General features: G+C 57.3%; 14 protein-coding genes and 1 pseudogene. 7 read left to right on the forward strand and 8 right to left on the reverse strand.

What is annotated here, in order from left to right:
• Window positions 1-14 precede the first annotated feature (14 nt).
• The gene (locus NC979_RS08410) at window positions 15-1,634 is read right to left on the reverse strand and encodes a B12-binding domain-containing radical SAM protein (RefSeq protein WP_347403879.1); all 1,620 of its coding nucleotides are present in this window, start codon (window positions 1,632-1,634) and stop codon (window positions 15-17) included.
• A 364-nt stretch (window positions 1,635-1,998) separates the two neighbouring features.
• Here NC979_RS08410 and NC979_RS08415 point away from each other — a divergent pair, with 364 nt between their 5' ends.
• Window positions 1,999-2,955 (forward strand): tetratricopeptide repeat protein, encoded by a 957-nt coding sequence (locus NC979_RS08415; RefSeq protein WP_190514685.1) that lies wholly within the window; start codon window positions 1,999-2,001, stop codon window positions 2,953-2,955.
• Between the two features lie 123 nt (window positions 2,956-3,078).
• Here the strand turns inward: NC979_RS08415 and NC979_RS08420 are convergent, their stop codons facing one another.
• Window positions 3,079-4,092, reverse strand: coding sequence for a type I glyceraldehyde-3-phosphate dehydrogenase (locus NC979_RS08420; protein ID WP_190514686.1), 1,014 nt, complete (start codon window positions 4,090-4,092; stop codon window positions 3,079-3,081).
• Between the two features lie 533 nt (window positions 4,093-4,625).
• Here NC979_RS08420 and murC point away from each other — a divergent pair.
• Window positions 4,626-6,155, forward strand: coding sequence for a UDP-N-acetylmuramate--L-alanine ligase (murC, locus tag NC979_RS08425; RefSeq protein WP_190514687.1), 1,530 nt, complete (start codon window positions 4,626-4,628; stop codon window positions 6,153-6,155).
• 59 nt (window positions 6,156-6,214) lie between these two features.
• Window positions 6,215-7,126, forward strand: coding sequence for a UDP-N-acetylmuramate dehydrogenase (murB, locus tag NC979_RS08430; protein WP_190514688.1), 912 nt, complete (start codon window positions 6,215-6,217; stop codon window positions 7,124-7,126).
• Between the two features lie 5 nt (window positions 7,127-7,131).
• Here the strand turns inward: murB and NC979_RS08435 are convergent, their stop codons facing one another.
• The 3 genes and pseudogenes from NC979_RS08435 to NC979_RS08445 all read right to left on the reverse strand — a co-directional run.
• The gene (locus tag NC979_RS08435) at window positions 7,132-8,304 is read right to left on the reverse strand and encodes an NAD(P)/FAD-dependent oxidoreductase (protein ID WP_190514689.1); all 1,173 of its coding nucleotides are present in this window, start codon (window positions 8,302-8,304) and stop codon (window positions 7,132-7,134) included.
• A gap of 88 nt (window positions 8,305-8,392) precedes the next feature.
• Window positions 8,393-9,049, reverse strand: a complete 657-nt coding sequence (locus tag NC979_RS08440) for an HAS-barrel domain-containing protein (protein WP_190514690.1) — start codon at window positions 9,047-9,049, stop codon at window positions 8,393-8,395.
• Window positions 9,050-9,057: 8 nt separating this feature from the next.
• Window positions 9,058-9,252: pseudogene (locus NC979_RS08445) on the reverse strand (NAD(P)H dehydrogenase subunit NdhS); the annotation flags it as partial.
• Between the two features lie 235 nt (window positions 9,253-9,487).
• Here NC979_RS08445 and recO point away from each other — a divergent pair.
• The 3 genes from recO to NC979_RS08460 all read left to right on the forward strand — a co-directional run bounded on the left by recO (window position 9,488) and on the right by NC979_RS08460 (window position 13,165).
• Window positions 9,488-10,327, forward strand: a complete 840-nt coding sequence (gene recO / locus NC979_RS08450; RefSeq protein WP_190514692.1) for a DNA repair protein RecO — start codon at window positions 9,488-9,490, stop codon at window positions 10,325-10,327.
• Window positions 10,328-10,350: 23 nt separating this feature from the next.
• Entirely contained in the window at window positions 10,351-11,847 is a 1,497-nt protein-coding gene (locus NC979_RS08455; RefSeq protein ID WP_431191041.1) for an MFS transporter, read from the forward strand.
• 160 nt (window positions 11,848-12,007) lie between these two features.
• A complete protein-coding gene (locus tag NC979_RS08460; protein WP_190514694.1) occupies window positions 12,008-13,165 on the forward strand; it encodes a glycosyltransferase family 4 protein in 1,158 nt (385 codons plus the stop codon).
• A gap of 242 nt (window positions 13,166-13,407) precedes the next feature.
• Here NC979_RS08460 and NC979_RS08465 read toward each other — a convergent pair whose 3' ends face one another.
• On the reverse strand, window positions 13,408-13,713 hold the full coding sequence (locus tag NC979_RS08465) for a hypothetical protein (RefSeq protein WP_190514695.1): 306 nt from the start codon (window positions 13,711-13,713) through the stop codon (window positions 13,408-13,410).
• A 238-nt stretch (window positions 13,714-13,951) separates the two neighbouring features.
• Entirely contained in the window at window positions 13,952-14,281 is a 330-nt protein-coding gene (locus tag NC979_RS08470; protein WP_190514696.1) for a hypothetical protein, read from the reverse strand.
• 275 nt (window positions 14,282-14,556) lie between these two features.
• On the opposite strand from NC979_RS08470, the gene NC979_RS08475 reads away from it, so the two are divergent.
• Window positions 14,557-14,730 carry a hypothetical protein gene (locus NC979_RS08475; RefSeq protein WP_190514697.1) on the forward strand — a complete coding sequence of 58 codons (174 nt, stop codon included), beginning with the start codon at window positions 14,557-14,559 and terminating at the stop codon, window positions 14,728-14,730.
• Window positions 14,731-14,968: 238 nt separating this feature from the next.
• On the opposite strand, the gene uvrB is transcribed toward NC979_RS08475, so the two are convergent.
• The gene (gene uvrB, locus NC979_RS08480; RefSeq protein WP_190514698.1) at window positions 14,969-16,972 is read right to left on the reverse strand and encodes an excinuclease ABC subunit UvrB; all 2,004 of its coding nucleotides are present in this window, start codon (window positions 16,970-16,972) and stop codon (window positions 14,969-14,971) included.
• Between the last annotated feature and the right edge of the window lie 153 nt (window positions 16,973-17,125).

Raw genomic sequence — 17,125 nt, forward strand, 5'->3', positions numbered from 1 at the left:
TTTCAGAAGTCGCCTTAGACTGCGATCGCGCCCACTCCAGCCGAGTCAAAGTGCTTTTGTAGAGTGGCCTTGGGCAAAGGCCCTAGCAGGTGATCCCACGGCAGGGGTTGATCGAGATCCCAGTCTTCGTGAACGTAGTATTCCATCGGCGGAATTTGGCCCTGAAAGTCTTTGAAGGCGCGGCGGTAGCTGCCTAAGCTATCGCCATAGTGGCGCACGCGTTCGAGAACGGGGCCGAGGCGGCGATCGCCCCGCGAAATCAACGCCTGAATGACAGACCAGTTGTAGCTCTCAGGCCGAAAGTCGATTCCCTTAGAGCGCAGGTGCTTTTGCAAATACTTGAGCCGCTTTTCGGCTTCGCGGTTGACTCCGCACCACTGAAGCGGAGTGTGGGCCTTAGGCACAAAGGTGCTGCACCCAAAGGTGAGCCGCAGACCAGGGGCAGCTTTCTTGAGCCGCAGCATCAGGGCGACGGTCTGCTCCAGGTCAGCCATCGTTTCGCCAGGGATACCCGCCATGCCGTAGAGCTTCATGGCGCTGAGGCCACCAGCTTTGGCGTTGACGGCGGCGTGCTCGATGTCATCGGTTTCAAGCTTTTTGTTGACGATCTGGCGCACCCGCTCGGACCCACTCTCGATCGCAATGGTGATCGAGCGACTGTCGTGGCGGGTCAGGGTTTCAGCCAATTTAGAGGTAACGGTGTTGGTGCGCACCGAGGAGAGACTCACTCGCACATCGTCAAACTGAGGTCGACTTAAATAGTCCAGCAGCGTGTCAAATTCTGGATGCTGAGTCACCGAAGCCCCTAGCAATCCCAGCCGGCTGGTGACGGCAAGCCCCCGCTCAATGGCGGGGATTAGGGATGCTTCCAGGCTGGCGGGGCGAAAGGGCAGTGTCAGGTAGCTGGCCAAGCAAAAGCGGCACATCTCCGGGCAGCTGCGCACCACCTCCACCATAAAAATATTTTCCCAGGCGGCGTGGGGGGTGACGACGGTCGAAGCCGATAGCACATTGCCTCGGTAAGTCTGCTTTTGCACCGCAGCGGGAATATCAATATCGACGGGGTGAATAGCTTGCACACCACCGGTGGGGCCGTCATAGCTGACGGTATAGAGCGACGGCACGTAGACCCCCGGTACCCCGGCTAAGCGCCGCAGAGTCTCAGAGCGGGAGGCAGATTTTAGCTCCACCAGGGCATCAAAAAAGTCATCTAATAGAGTCTCGCCATCCCCCAGCAAGATCACATCAAAGAAGTCGGCAAAGGGTTCGGGGTTGGCGGTGAGCACCGGGCCACCGCCAAAGACCAAAGGGTGGTCGGCGGTGCGATCGCCCGCAAACAGCGGAATATCCAGCTGCTCTAGCAGCGTCAGCAGGTTGGCATAGTCCAATTCCCACGACAGTGAAAAACCCAGCACATCCACCACCGCAGGCAGCGGCTCATGACCATCGGTAAACAGCCGACTCACCTGAACATCGCTACGACGGGCTAGAGTGGCCCACACCACCTGATAACCCAGACTGGTAATGCCCACGCTGTACTCGTTGGGAAAGGCAAACACCACCGCCAGCGCGTCCTCTTGGGGAGCGGCAGGCTCAAACAGCAGAGTTTCATCCTGAAGGGGAAGGGAGGGCACGGGCAACGTTACACAAATTAAGGCTTCTCCAGTGTAATCAGTGGCAGGCGTCTTCACCCACCTGGGAGGCATCGGCAGCAGTCCGTAAAATCACAGGCCGCACAACCACGCTTTATCAAAGCTTGGAGGCACACAGCCACCCATTGGCTAAGGGAGGTTAGAAAACGACATGTCTGCTCCCATAAACCCAGTCTGGATTCAGTTGATTTGCGCAGGCGGTGAGGTTTTCCCTAGGCAAGATGTCGTAAAAGCACGGTGTCAACTCAGGATGTATAAACCTACGATTAAGACAACGCGATCTACCCGACTCTCCCACCGTGAAAACACTTCGTTAAACGCTACCGCAGCACTGCGGCTTCGGCCTATGACTTCCTCTATGCCTCCCATTCGCCCCACCTATATTCTCGTTGACGAGACCACGGTGAGCGTGCCCCGAGATCCATCTTTGCTAGCCCAGGCCGAGCGCATTGCTGAGGGCTACCACAAGTGCCAGGCGGCGGAAGCTTCGCAGTGGCTAAAGCAGGGGCTTGCCCATCTGCGGCAGGGGCAATACACTCCAGCCCTATCGCTGTTGCAGCAGGCGCTTCAGAGTTACCGCAACCTGGGCGATAAAGAGCGCCAAGCCAAGGTTTTGCTAACCCTGGCCAGCTTGTATTACCGAGTGGCCGACTATCTGTGGGCGGCAGACTATGGTCGGCAGTGCCTGCGCATTGCTCGCGATCTGGGCGACGATGCCATCATGCAGCAGACCCTGGGTCATCTGGGCAACTGCTACCGTCACATGGGCAATTTGCAGCGAGCGCTGGAGTATATGGGCCAAAGCCTTACCCTAGCGAAGAAAACTGGCGATCGCCCCGGCGAAATGCGATCGCTCAACAACCTGGCTATGATCTATCGCGCCAAGGGCCTCACCCGTCAGGCTGCGACCCTCTATGAAGCCAGCCTGATGATGGCTACTAGCCTGGGCGATCGCAGCACCAAGCTTCAGATTCTCCAGAATCTGGGCAACACCTATCTCACCCTGCGGGAATATCCCCAAGCCATCGACTGCTACGAGCGCTTTTTGGCCATCAGCGAAAGCGGCGAGGGATCTACCGACAACCGCACCAACCGCCGCATTCTCACCCAGCTCACCCTGGCCAGCATTGCCATGGGCGACCACAACCGGGCGATCGTGCACCTTCAGCACCACCTGTCGATTGCTTGTTCCCTAGGCGACACCAAGGGAGCCGCCGTTCTACTCGACGACCTCAAGCGCAGCTATGTTGCCCTCAGCGAAGCGCGGGTGGCGGTGCTGCGGCCCGAACTGACCTCGGTGTAGTCCATCACGCTTAAAACATCCTCCCTAGGAAAACAAAAGGGGGACGCAAACCTGCGTCCCCCTTTTACTAACTACTGACTGAAATTATTTGGCGACGACCTGGAGTAACAGGCCGCGGTTCGCCTATTTCCAGTTGGCAGCCACCATCTCAGCCAAGTCAACTACGCGCTGGCTATAGCCCCACTCGTTGTCGTACCAGGCCACCACTTTCACCATGTCGCCGCCCATCACCATGGTCAGGCTAGAGTCAACGATCGAAGACTCATCGGTCTTGCGATAGTCGATGGAAACCAGAGGCAGGTCGCTGTAGGCCAAAATGCCCTTCATGGGGCCTTCGGCAGCAGACTTCAGCGCCTGGTTGACCTGGTCAGCGATCGCAGGCTTCTCCACCTGAACCACTAGGTCGACTACCGACACGTTGGGGGTGGGCACGCGCAGGGCGATCCCGTTTAGCTTGCCGGCCATTTCAGGAATCACTAGGGCCACAGCCTGAGCCGCCCCGGTGGTGGTGGGCACAATGTTGAGTGCCGCAGCACGGGCCCGACGCAGGTCACGGTGGCTGGCGTCGAGCAGACGCTGGTCGCCGGTGTAGCTGTGGGTAGTGGTCATGGTGCCTTTGATGATGCCGAAGTTCTCGTGCAGCACCTTGACCACGGGGGCCAGGCAGTTGGTGGTACAGCTGGCGTTGCTGACCACATTGTGGCGATCATGGGTGTACTCTTTGTCGTTGACGCCCATGACGTAGGTGCCAATGCCGCCGCCCTTGCCCGGTGCGGTGATCAGCACTTTTTTGGCACCCGCTTCGATGTGGCGAGAGGCACCCTCTTCGCTGACGAACACCCCGGTGGACTCAATGACTAGATCGATATCCCAGGCGGCCCAGGGCAGGTTGTTGGGGTTGCGATCGGAGTAGCACTTAATAGTCTTGCCGTTGACGATCAGGGTGTCTTCGCCAGCGCTGACATCAGCATCTAGCCGACCCAGCATCGAGTCATACTTCAGCAGGTGGGAGTTAGTCTTAGGATCAGACGTATCGTTAATAGCGACCACCTCAAGCTGGCTGTTCTCGCGCGTCAACCAGCAGCGCAGAAAATTACGGCCAATGCGGCCAAAACCATTAATTGCTACTCTAACCACTGCGTTTAACCCTCTGTTGTAGTCGGACTAGGTATCTATTCTTAGACGACACCATAATATCGCAAAGCATGATCCACTTTATAGGGGTTAGCTATTGAACTGAATCTATTTTAAATTCAATATAGACCTTGAAATCTCTATGGAATGGATGGGGCGATCGCGGCGTCCCTGGCTACCCGCGGGGATCAGTCCTAGGCAATAGCATAAGTATTTCTACTTTAATCACTCATTTCGCATAGAAAATTGATATGCCATCCTGATGGGCTCTTTATTAATAGGAGAAGATTAGTGGGCATTAGCCCGCTTTTGCCTAGCCCGCTCTTTCCCACCAATGGTCAGTAAACCTTTGATCGGGGTCATCCCAGGGGCCAGTTGAAGCATTGTTCGCGGCACATCCCCCCTAGGGATTAGAGCTAAAAAACGCTGGAACCGCCGTCCAGCTAGGCTAATACCGATGTTTAGGCCAATTCGGCAATTCTTGCTATGATTACGCCTGACACTTGGTGTGGTGTGGTGTTGTAAGGAGTGTAACGATGCCGATTTCCGTAGATTTTACCGGCAGACCCTTTCATTTCATTGGGATAGGGGGCATTGGCATGTCGGCACTGGCCTACATTTTGACCAAACGCAACCTGCCTGTATCGGGATCCGACCTGCGCTTAACCCACATCACCCGTCGCCTACAAGAGGCCGGTGCCCATATTTTTTGGCAACAAGAAGCCGCTAACCTGAGCTACTTTCTCACCACTAACCAGCCAGTCCTCGCCACCGCAGCGAGTCGAACCGGCTCTGGCGCAGTGGGGGCTAAGGTAGCTACGCCGGTTATCGCCCCAGACGCTACTCCCCAAGTGGTTTGTTCCACCGCGATCGACACCCGCAACCCTGAATACCAGGCGGCTCTAGAGCTGGGCTGTCCCATTCTGCACCGCTCTGACCTGCTGGCCGCCCTGATTCGCGAGTACAGCAGCATTGCCGTTGCCGGCACCCACGGCAAAACCACCACCAGCAGCATGATCGGTCATCTGCTGCTGAATGCCAACCTCGATCCCACCATTGTGGTGGGCGGCGAGGTATCGAGCTGGGGCGGCAATGCCCGCCTGGGCCAGGGTCCCTACCTGGTTGCCGAGGCCGATGAGTCGGATGGCACCCTGTCAAAGCTATCGGCCAGCATTGGCGTTGTTACCAACATTGAGCTAGACCACACCGATCACTACCGCGACTTGGAAGACGTGGTGCAAATCTTTCAAACCTTTCAGCGCCAGTGCGGTCTGTTGGTCGCTAGCGCCGACTGTGAGGTGGTACGCACCAGCCTCAAGCCCGATGTCACCTATAGCCTCAGCCCTGATAACGGCGCGACCTACCACGTCACCGACTTGCAGTTTGGGGCGGAAGGCACCTCAGCTCTGGTTTGGGAACTGGGTCAGCCCATGGGTCGCCTCCGTCTACGAGTGCTGGGCTGCCATAACCTCAGCAACGCCTTAGCTGCTGTGGCCGTTGGGCGTCACCTGGGCATTGCTTTTGACAAAATTGCCGAGGGGCTAGAGAAGTTTTGCGGCGCTCGCCGCCGATTTGAGCACCGGGGCAGCTACAACGGCATTCAGTTTTTTGACGACTATGCCCACCACCCCAGCGAGATTCGCGCCACCCTAGCGGCGGCTCGCATTAAGGCCGATCAGACTCTGCCAGTCGACAGCCGTCAGGATAACCGCCGCGTGGTGGCGGTGTTTCAGCCCCACCGATTTAGCCGTACGGCAGCGCTGCTAAACGACTTTACCGATGCCTTTGTCGATGCCGACCAGGTAATCATGGCTGATATCTATAGTGCGGGCGAGAAAAATACCTTTGGGGTTTCGGGTCGCCAATTGGCCGATGCCGTGGGCCACGCTCATCCAAGAGTTTTATACGGCCATACCCTAGACGATATTCAGGCGGCCCTGGCCCACAGCCTGCGGCCTGGCGATCTGGTGATGTTTATGGGGGCGGGCAACCTCAACCAGATTATTCCTCAGGTGATGGCTTACTATGCCGAGGCCGAGGTGCCTTCGCTGCAGGAGGCCTGTTAGGCACCGGCGATCGCGACGGAGTTGGCTAGCCTGGGGAACGACTGTTGAGAGCTGGGACCATGAACCAAACCCTTGGAGTCGCTCCTAATTTTGCCTGCTTGAAACCGCAAGTATCGCTACAGCCGCTGACCACCTTTCGAGTGGGTGGCCCGGCAGAGTGGCTGGCACTGCCGCGCAACCAGAGTGAGCTGGAGCAGGTTTTAGACTGGGCGATCGCCGCTAGCCTCAAGATTACTCCCCTGGGGGCAGGCTCAAATTTGCTGATCAGCGATCGCGGCATTTCCGGCATGGTGGTCTGTACCCGTCGTTGGCGCGGTACTGAATTTGGCACCGCTGGTTGCGTTACCGCAGCTGCGGGTGAGCCCTTACCCACGCTGGCTTGGAAGGCTGCCAAGCGCGGCTGCCGCGGCCTCGAATGGGCCGTTGGCATTCCCGGCACCGTAGGCGGCGCGGTAGTGATGAATGCCGGTGCCCACGGTGGCTGCGCGGCAGCCGTGCTGACCTCAGCCACCGTGCTCGACCCAGAGACCGGCATTCTGACCATGACGCCCGCTGATTTGGCGTTTCAGTACCGCACCTCAATCCTTCAGGGGGGGCGGCGGATGGTGCTGAATGCCACCTTTCAACTGGAGCCGGGGCATGACCCTGAAGTGGTGATGGCCGACACCCTAGCGGGCCTTAACCAGCGGCGGGCCACCCAGCCCTACGACATGCCCAACTGTGGCAGCGTGTTTCGCAACCCCTATCCCCACACAGCGGGGACGCTGATTGAGAAAACCGGATTGAAGGGCTACCGTATCGGCAACGCCCAGGTGGCTGAGCGCCACGCCAACTTTATTCTGAATTTAGGCGGTGCCACCGCCACGGATATTCAACATCTGATTCACCATGTGCAGGATGAGGTAGAAGCCCGCTGGGCCGTGCGTCTGCAAACCGAAGTGAAATTTATGGGTGAGTTCCCGAGTATTTAGACTTCCTAGGAAAAGCGATCGAGGGCCATCGCCGCGATCGCAGGATCCGCCTCACCCACCACCGCCTGAGCAAACCGTTGGGCAACCGGCGGCAGATACACAAAAGGAGCGCTAAACCCAGCCATCACGTGTAGTCCCGCAACCCCAGGTACGGCTCCTACTAGCGGTAGCCCGTCGCGGCTAAAGCTGACTCGGCAGCGCCGCCAGGTGCCCGGCACATCGGCCAGGGTAGGAATTTGAGCCGCCATAGCGGATCGCATGGTGCGATCGCTCTCCACTTCATCCAAATCTGCTTCCAGATCCGTCAGCGTGCGGCTAATCTGGCCCAGGCAGACATGGCCGTCTAAAAACTGAATCGCCCCGCTGTCGAGAATGGCAGGAGTTACCTCATGACCCGGCTCATCCCATTTTGCGTCGGTGTCCGGCTGACTCGCTTTGGCTTCTAGAGTAAAGCGCTGGGTCTGGGCGGGCATAATTAGCGCCCGCAGCCGGAGATCGAGCGGCGGCGTCTCAATCAGCTCAGCGTGGGTGTAGTAGAGCGGAATTTTTACTTGGGCCTGGTGCAGCAGCGAACGGCTAAAGGCCCCTGCCGCGACCAAGACATTCTTGGCGGGGCAGGCCTGCTCGGCGGTTAACACGCCCGTGACGCGATCTTTGATCCGCACCACGTCTACCACAGCTGCAATCATCCGGGTGCCGCCTAGGCGCTGAAAGGCCTGGTTGTAGGCGCTGACTAGGGCCACTGGGGAAACATGACCGTGGCGCACGGTAAAGGCTCCAGCGATCGCATCCCGATTCAGTAGCGGTTCCAGCTCCTGGGCCTCGGTGGCCGACACAAACCGAGGCGGCGTCGCGCAATGGGCATAGGCTGTGGCGGCGGCCTCAGGGTCGCCGTCTGCCGATAGGGTCAGCACCAGATCCAGCTCGCGGAACTGGGTGTCGGCATCTAGTTCTTCGCTGAGCTGGCGCTGCTTGGCAATGCCCTCCTGGCAGAGCTGCTGGGTGAGGGTTGTGCTGCCCGACCAGTAGGGAATGCCGCCGTAGCTGTAGCGGGTGGCGTTGCCAGGCTCTAGAGCGCGATCGATCAGCAGGACAGACAGCCCCTGACGAGCCAGTTCGTAGCTGACCGCTGCCCCCACCAGACCGTTGCCGACCACAATCCAGTCAAAGGTTTGCATAGTTAATGATGAAGGTTTGGGGGAAAGGGTCTAGGGTTTAAGGGAAGAGTAGGTGGTTCGCCTGAAACCATAGACCTTATACCTGATCCTAGGCGTAGATCTGACCCAGGATAATACGCAGGCGATCGTAGTCATCCTTCAAAAAAATGCTGAGGGTGCGGCCAGATTGCACCAACCAGGAGCGATCGAGCTTGCGGAGTTGATAGCCCTGGCGCAATACTGCAGCCACTAGGCTGTCTACCGGGGCGCTACCCATGGCCAGCAGGGTTCTTAAAAAATCGAGCTGTTCGGTAAACTCAATCACTGCTTCAGGAGAGCAGGCGTATACCCCCTGGTGAACCTGGGGCGGCCGGGGCGGCAGGTGCTGAAAGATTGGCCCTTGGGGTCGCCCGGCCAGATCAGGGGCGCGAAAACCTACGATCGCCGCCTTAAACTCAGTCTTGAGCATGGCAAAAATCTGCGGCTGCTGCTGGCGCAGGTCTTCGAGCGACAGCCCCAGCGCCCGCGCCCGGTGTACCGAATCGATTGGGCTGGTGGTGGCGTGATACACCACTCCGTAGACGGTGTTGCCCGATTCCTCATCCAGGGCGGTGACCCAGCTGCCAAAGGGGGGCATGGCCGAAAACGCCAGCGCCTCAGGCTCTAGGCACTGGGCCAAAAATTCGGTGGTGGCGGTTTCAATCACCTCGGCGATGTGATTGGGCTGCCGCGATGGAGCCGTGGTCTGGGGCAGGGGTAAGCGCATGGCGGTACCTAGCGCCGCTTGCCAGAGCTCACCGGCTCCAGCTCAGACATTTCAAAGGTGACCAGCTTATCCCAGTTGCCGCCCTCAAACAGCACCGCTACCTTGCCGTCGCTAATGCGCTGCACCAGACCCTGAAAACCGTAGTAGGTATCGTTGACGTTGATCACCGTAACCGGAGCCCCAGGAAAAATCATGATGACTAATGCTTTTGATCTGCCCCTACAGTTTAAGGCAATGTGCTGAACTGGCCCATTACTGTCAACGGATTTCGTGGTTAGAGGCGGCTGATGTCAAGGGATCAGCCAGTGGTCAGGGCAAGATTTTGCTGAGTTTTAGCTTTGCTCTTCGAGCGATCGCCCTTTACGCTACCCACCCTGCGTCGGGCCGAGCCTTTCTTGGCCAGAGCGTTATGCTAAGGCTCTAGCCCTGTACTGCCCTATGAGCCAAACCTACAAAGCCACTGGCATCAACCTCAAGGCCATGCCCCTAGGGGAAACCGATCGCCTGCTCACCATTCTTACCCCTGAGATTGGGCTGGTGCGGGCGGTGGCACCGGGGTCGCGCAAGCACCAGTCGCGGCTGGGCGGCCGCAGCGATCTATTTGTTATCAACGAATGTCTGGTAGTAAAGGGCAAGCGTCTCGACAAGCTCATTCAAGCTGAAACCGTGCGCACCTTTCCTGGACTGAGTCGGCAATTAGCACGGCTGACAGCCAGCCAGTATTTAGCGGAGGTTGTGCTGCTGATGGCCCTCAGTGACTCGCCTCAAAGCGATCTGTTTCATGTCTTTGTAGAACATCTAGAACGACTTGAGACAGCGTCATCCGGGGCAGTGCTGGCGGCCCTGTGCCACGGGCTATATCACCTGCTGGCCCTAGACGGGGTAGCCCCAGAGGTGCATCGCTGTACCCTCAGCCGGGTCGAGATTGTGCCCAATCTGCTCGACCCCGCCTGGCGAGTAGAATTCAGTTCCGAAGCTGGGGGGCTAGTGAAGGCCGACGGAGCCACTCAGCTCGGTGAAGGGCAAGGCCGCTACGGTCAACCCCCCAAGCGACCCTTGCTGCTCACCGCTACCGATGTAGCTCTGCTCCAGCAGCTTACCAAGCCGGAGATTTTGTCTACCCTGCCCATGGGGTTAGAGAGCCAAGATCCCCAACTCGGAAAAACCCAGCAGCTGTGGGCACGAGTCGAGCGGCTTCTGCGAGAATATACTGAGAACTACTTTGAACGTCCCATTCGGTCGGCGGCTTTAGTTGATGTCTGTTTAGCTACCCTTTAAACTGCTGGATATTGCGCCGCCCAGTGCCCAGGTTCGTTGGTTACCCCATGCTCCGTGAGTTTGAAGCTAATACAGAAGCCACCGAGGCAAACCATTTGCCCAAGAGAGAGGACCGAGGGTCTGGCCATGGCACCGACTTGGGCGATGGGGCAGACTCCACAACCCAAACCGCCACTTTGCCTGCTGCTCCTGTATCTGAGACCGCTGAGCCAGAGCGTGAGAATGGGTTTCGGGCCATTTTTCAGAACCGCAACTTTCTAATTTTGTGGACTGGACAGCTCTTTTCTCAGCTGGCCGATAAAGTCTATTTGGTGTTGATGATTGCCATCATCGCCGCTCGATTTGAGTCCCCCGGGCAGACCATCAGCGGCTGGGTGTCGGCAGTGATGATTGCTTTTACCATCCCGGCGGTGCTGTTTGGGGCGCTGGCGGGGGTGTTTGTAGACCGTTGGCGCAAGCGCCCGGTGCTGGTGTGGTCTAACCTGCTGCGCGGTGGCCTAGTAATCGCGCTGCCCCTAGGAATTTGGCTGACAGCGAGCTGGGGACCGGTGCTGGGGCTGCCTGTGGCCTTTTTGCTGCTGCTGGTCGTAACGTTTTTGATCTCTACCCTGACCCAGTTTTTTGCTCCGGCAGAGCAGTCGATCATTCCCCTGATTGTGGCCGAGGGGGATTTACTCTCGGCCAACTCGCTTTATACCACCACCATGATGGCCTCGGTGATCGTAGGGTTTGCCGTGGGAGAACCGCTGCTGGCCCTAGCTGATCGCCTGATGCTGGCTTTAGGTATAGCCAACAACGGCCCAGCCATTTTGGTCGGCTTGAGCTACATGGTGGCCGGGCTATGCCTAATGACTATGGATCCCGGAAAAGAGAATTTATCCGCTGCCCACGAAGATATATCTCAATTTTGGGCTGATATCAAAGACGGCTGGCGCTACCTAGGGGAGCAGGTGCAGGTACGGGTGGCCATCATTCAGCTGGTGCTGCTGTCGTCGGTGTTCGCTGCCCTGGCGGTGCTGGCGGTGCGGCTGGCGGAGACCATTCCTGCTCTTAAGGCCTCGCAGTTTGGCTTTTTGCTGGCGGCAGGTGGCCTAGGCCTGGGCCTAGGGGCTGTGCTAGTAGGGAATTTTGGACCGCGGTTTCCGAGGCGCTACCTGAGCTTGTGGGGTGCCTTAGGGATGGGGGTGTGCCTGATTGCCTTGGCCTGGACAACTCAGCAACTGTGGGCCTCTATGGCGATTATTGCCACCCTGGGGCTTTGTGGTGCCTTCGTCGGCATACCGATGCAGACCCTGATTCAAGAAAAAACGCCGGAAGCCATGCGCGGCAAGGTGTTTGGCTTACAGAACAACATGGTCAATATTGCCCTGAGCCTGCCCCTGGCCCTGGCCAGTGTGGTAGAAGCACACCTAGGTTTGGCCAACGTTTTTGTCGGTATGGGAACCCTGGTAGGCTTAGGGGGAGTAGTAACCTGGTATATTGCCGATACGGCAATGAGAAAGACCCAGGCCCCAGGCTAGATTTCATTTTTTTACCAAAGTACAGATCTGCGGGCTGATGCTATGGGCTGGGCGGTTCCGGAACGGATACTCGTTCCGAGTCGGTTCCCAAACGTTGCGCGAATCGCGGCGGCATTCTGCTGCCGCTGGTTTAGGTTGTTAACGGATAACGCTGGACAGCATGCACATCGCGTGGCTTGGCAAGAAATCGCCCTTTTGCGGCAACGTCACCTATGGCCGAGAGGTCACCAACGCGTTGCTTGAACGCGGCCATCGAGTGACTTTTCTCCATTTTGCCCAGTCTCAGGATGGTCACAACCTGGGCAGTTATGCGGAGCGATCGCAGGAAGTGCCGCTGCCCTTTCTGTTCAAGTCGCAGATTCTCACTATTCCCTCGCTGAAGTCAGGCAAGCTGCTGGCAGAGGCACTAGAGCGAATTCGGCCCGACCTGGTGCATGCCTCGCTCACCCTGTCGCCGCTGGATTTTCGGCTGCCCGAGATCTGTGCTGAGCTAAATATTCCCCTGGTAGCCACCTTTCACCCCGCCTTCGATCGCCGGGTGCGCAGCCTGACCTCGGGCACCCAGCACCTCACCTATCAGCTCTACGCCCCCTGTCTGGCCAACTACGATCGCGTCATCGTGTTCTCAGAACTCCAGCGCGATCTGTTGACTAAGCTCGGGGTGCCCGACGCCACGCTGGTTGTGATTCCCAATGGGGTCGATACCCGCCGCTACTCGCCGGGACCGTCGGCCGTCAAGGCCGATCTCTACGCCCGCCAGCTATTTGTCTACCAGGGGCGCGTTTCGCTAGAGAAGAATGTTGAGGCCCTGCTGCGGGGCTGGCGGCAGGCCGATATGGGGCCTGACTGCAAGCTAGCAATCGTCGGCAGCGGCCCCCTAGAGGCGTCGCTGAAGCGCTACTACGGCGACGAAGACGACATTATCTGGTTGGGCTACCTGGCCAACGAGCAGCGCCGTATCGACATCCTGCGGGCGGCGGACGGGTTTATTTTGCCGTCTTTGGTAGAGGGGCTGTCGCTGTCGCTGCTAGAGGCAATGGCCTGTGGTGCCGCCTGCATTGCCACCGATGCCGGAGCTGATGGCGAAGTGCTGGCGGAGGGGGCGGGCATTGTGCTCGATACCCAGCGGGTGTCAACTCAGCTACAAACCATCTTGCCGATTCTGCGCGACCACCCCGAAATCACTCAGCTTTTGGGGCACAAGGCCCGCGAACGGGTGCTCCAGCGCTACACCCTGAAGGACAACATTTCTGCCCTAGAAACTATGTACGGTCAGGTGACAGCAGAACAACGCCTGATGTGTGGGCAGCGGGCCTAAGGGGGATCGAGAAGCGGGTTGTAGAAGGGTGGTTAGGCGGCCACCCTTCTACGCCACCTGCTGTCAATCTGTCGCTCCACCTGCCCTCCGCCCACCCACGGCAAGATGTCCTTTTGGGTAGGTGCATCTATGACCATCCTTGGCTGTCCGCACAAATCTACTGTTCGGATGGTGTAGCGTTGGCATGATTGGGGTGCTAAGCGATCGCCTGAACAAACCCATCATTACCGCTGGAGCTCTACCTAAAAAGGAATTTCTGGGGTTGAAACAGCAACGCCGCCGCCATAGACGTCATAGGTAATATCTGTGGTTTGAGACACTTTGACTTGCATCCTGGCGCGTGCGATCGAGCCAGTCCCAACTGACAATTGTTTATAGCCTAAGCCGTCAAGAGTCTGTTTTTGGCTATCGAATCCTAAAAAACCCACGCCATAACGGACTTTGATTGAAGCACCGACAGGAAGTTTGAAAAAGGCCTTTCCATTGGCATTCCAAAAGTTTTCAACGGTTCTCCAATCTCCTGCTTCAATGCGCTTGGTGCGAATCATAATCTTATTCTCCTTATAGTTGCGATCGGAAGCGACAAGTAACCTAAAACTCAGTACTAAAACTTTTTGCTTATCTGCTGCATGGCAATGATTAAGGGGAGCATGCCACTTTTGAAAGAGAGCATTTACTCATAGGCTGAAACGTTTGATATGTAAACTTTCAGCCACCTCGTTGCACTAACACTCCAGTCAAGCACCTTTCAAGGTGACATGCGCCCTGGTTAACTACACCCTAAAATTAGGGTTTCACGTCATAGGTAAGGACGTAGTCGGCACCATCAAGTGTGAAACTGGCGGTGGAGTTTTGTACTGGAGTATCACGAATTACAACAGTACCGAGATGATCGTTGTAGTCGGGCCAGCGTCCCAAGTCCAAATCCCATAATTTGACCTTAGCTCGGACGGTGAACGGGAGTTCGTCGTTAATTTCGAAGACTTCTCCGTTGTTCATAGTCTCTCGGTAAGTTTTGCGCCCGGCGTTAGTAAACACTTCCAGAAGGCATTCATCCGAGCCGAAGGTATCTTCGGTTTCGTTGCAGGTAAGTGATTTTATGAATAGAGATGCCATTGTATTTCTCCTAATTCTGGCAAGGGAGTTGTTGTAATGTTGAGTAGCCTTTGCCAACCCACTCGACATCACAGAAACAACCGAATGCTGTGAGTTCTCAGCAAGTAACTCTCTAGGCATCCAACGAGTTTGAAGCTTTTCGTTGGTTCGTTTCTATATCCAATATGGAACATGCTACTCAGCGGTGGTATTACCCTTGAGGGTACTTTTGGGGACTCTGTGATCTCACTTCACCAATGACTCAGCAGACTGACCATGTAAGGAACACAGAACCGATGTTTAAGTACCTTGAACCCGACGCTAGCGGTGCGTCTAGTTTGCCGCCGTTTCACTCTGCGGAACCTCAGCACCGCCCTGAGCGCGTGCGCCGTCTGCTCTACGGCAGCTTGGCCACCATAGATCGCACCACAAAATCCTCCACGCCTACGGCTGCGCGCCGAGCCCAATGACGGTCGCGATCGCCCAGCGAAGATGAAACCGCTCAGCAAATCCCAACCTGGATGGTCATTCTGACCAAAGCCCTGCTGATTGAGTAAGCCTCAGTAGATCGAAAAGGCTTCTCTCAGCCTTGATGCCCTCACCCCAAACCCCTCTCCCAATCTTGGGAGAGGGGCTTTGAATCTTTTCGCCAGCAACTCTGTTCCTGATTACAGGGCATTGAGCTAAGCGATCGCCAGGGATGATGCTCTACGATCGCTTACCCAAGAGCTGATCGCGCAGGGATTTGATGCGATCGCGAAACTTAGCCGCCTCTTCAAAATCGAGGTTCTTCGCCGCCTCTTTCATCTGCTTCTCAAACTGGCCAATCAGTTCGGGAATTTCTTCCAGGGGTAGCTCTTCTTTGTGCTCGTAAACCTCCTCTAGCTCGTGGGCATTGAGGCGGCGCGACACTTCGAGAAACGACAGAATCGAGTTGCTGTTGCGGCGAATAATCGAGGTGGGCGTAATGCCGTTCTCCTCGTTGTAGGCGGTTTGAATGGCGCGACGGCGCTCGGTTTCGCTAATGGCTTTGGCCATGCTGTCGGTCAAGTTGTCGGCGTAAAGAATCGCCTGCCCCTGCACGTGACGGGCTGCGCGGCCGATAGTTTGAATCAGCGATCGCTCCGCCCGCAAAAACCCTTCCTTATCGGCGTCCAAAATCGCCACCAGGGAAACTTCGGGCAAATCGAGCCCCTCCCGCAGCAGGTTGACCCCTACCAGCACGTCGTAGAGCCCTTCCCGTAGGTCTTGAATGATCTCAATCCGCTCAATGGAGTGGATCTCGGAGTGCAGGTAGCGCACGCGAATGCCGTGCTCATCGAAGTAGTCGGTGAGGTCCTCGGCCATGCGCTTGGTCAGAGTGGTGATCAGCACCCGTTCCTGGCGCGCGGCCCGCTCCTTAATTTCGCCCAGCAGGTCATCCACCTGGCCTTCTGTAGGGCGCACAAAGATCTCCGGGTCGAGCACGCCAGTGGGACGAATAATCTGCTCGACCACCTTGCCGCCTGAGATCTCCATCTCCCAGTTGCCAGGGGTAGCGGAGACAAAGACGCACTGATTCACCTTCTCCCAAAATTCTTCGGCTTTGAGGGGGCGGTTGTCGGCGGCGCTGGGCAGGCGAAAGCCGTGGTCGATTAGCACCATCTTGCGGCTGCGATCGCCGTTGTACATGCCGTGAATTTGGGGAATGGTGACGTGGGACTCGTCAATCACCAACAGCCAGTCCTTGGGGAAGTAGTCGAGCAGACACTCTGGCGGCGCTCCCGCCTGACGACCGGCCAGGTGGCGGGCGTAGTTTTCCACCCCGTTGCAGTAGCCCACCTCGCGGATCATCTCCAGGTCGTAGCGGGTGCGCTGCTCTAGGCGCTGGGCCTCCAGTAACTTCCCCTCTTTCTCCAGCTCCGCTAGCCGCTCTAGCAGCTCATCTTTAATCGCCTGGCAGGCCTCTTCGATGCGATCGTCGGGGGTGACAAAGTGCTTGGCCGGGTAGATGCTGATGCCTTCCATGCTTTGCAGGGTGGCCCCGGTGATGGGGTCAACGTAGCGCACGGCGTCGATCTCGTCGCCAAAGAACTCGATGCGGATGATGCGGTCTTCGTAGGCGGGGCCGATCTCCAGCACGTCGCCCTTGACCCGAAACTTGCCTCGGCCCAAGTCTAAATCGTTGCGCTCGTACTGAATTGAGGCCAGATCGCGCAGCACCTGGCGCTGGTTAACCTCCATGCCCACGTGCAGCGGAATCGAGGCTCTTAAGTATTCCGACGGAATCCCTAGACCGTAGATGCAGCTGATTGAAGCGACTACAATCACGTCCTTGCGCTCAAACAGAGAGCGGGTGGCCGAGTGCCGCAGCATGTCGATCTCGTCGTTGATCGAGGCGGTCTTAGCGATATAGGTGTCGGTGGTAGGAATGTAGGCCTCGGGCTGGTAGTAGTCGTAATAGCTAATGAAGTACTCGACGGCGTTGTCGGGGAAAAATTCGCGCAGCTCGTTGCAGAGCTGCGCGGCGAGGGTTTTGTTGTGGGCTAGCACCAGGGCGGGCTTGCCAATGTTGTCGATGACGCGGGCGATGGTGTGGGTTTTGCCCGTGCCCGTGGCCCCTAGCAGGGTTTGGTACTTGGTGTTGTCTTGCAGAAACTTGGTTAGGCCCGCGATCGCCTTTGGCTGATCTCCCGCAGGTTCAAAGGGAGCCTGAATGTTGAAGTCGCCCATGGGTCAACGGTACAAAGACACTACTACGCCTATTTATAATGACTGATTTTTCCCCAGATGGTGGTTACGGCAATTACCCGACCGGGCGAGCTGGGTAGGGACTAGAGCCAGCGGGCGATCGCCCTTAGCGCCTGCATTCGTTACCCCTTCAGC

Origin of the sequence: Leptolyngbya subtilissima AS-A7, assembly GCF_039962255.1 — a bacterium.
In the GTDB taxonomy this organism is placed as follows: domain Bacteria; phylum Cyanobacteriota; class Cyanobacteriia; order Phormidesmidales; family Phormidesmidaceae; genus Nodosilinea.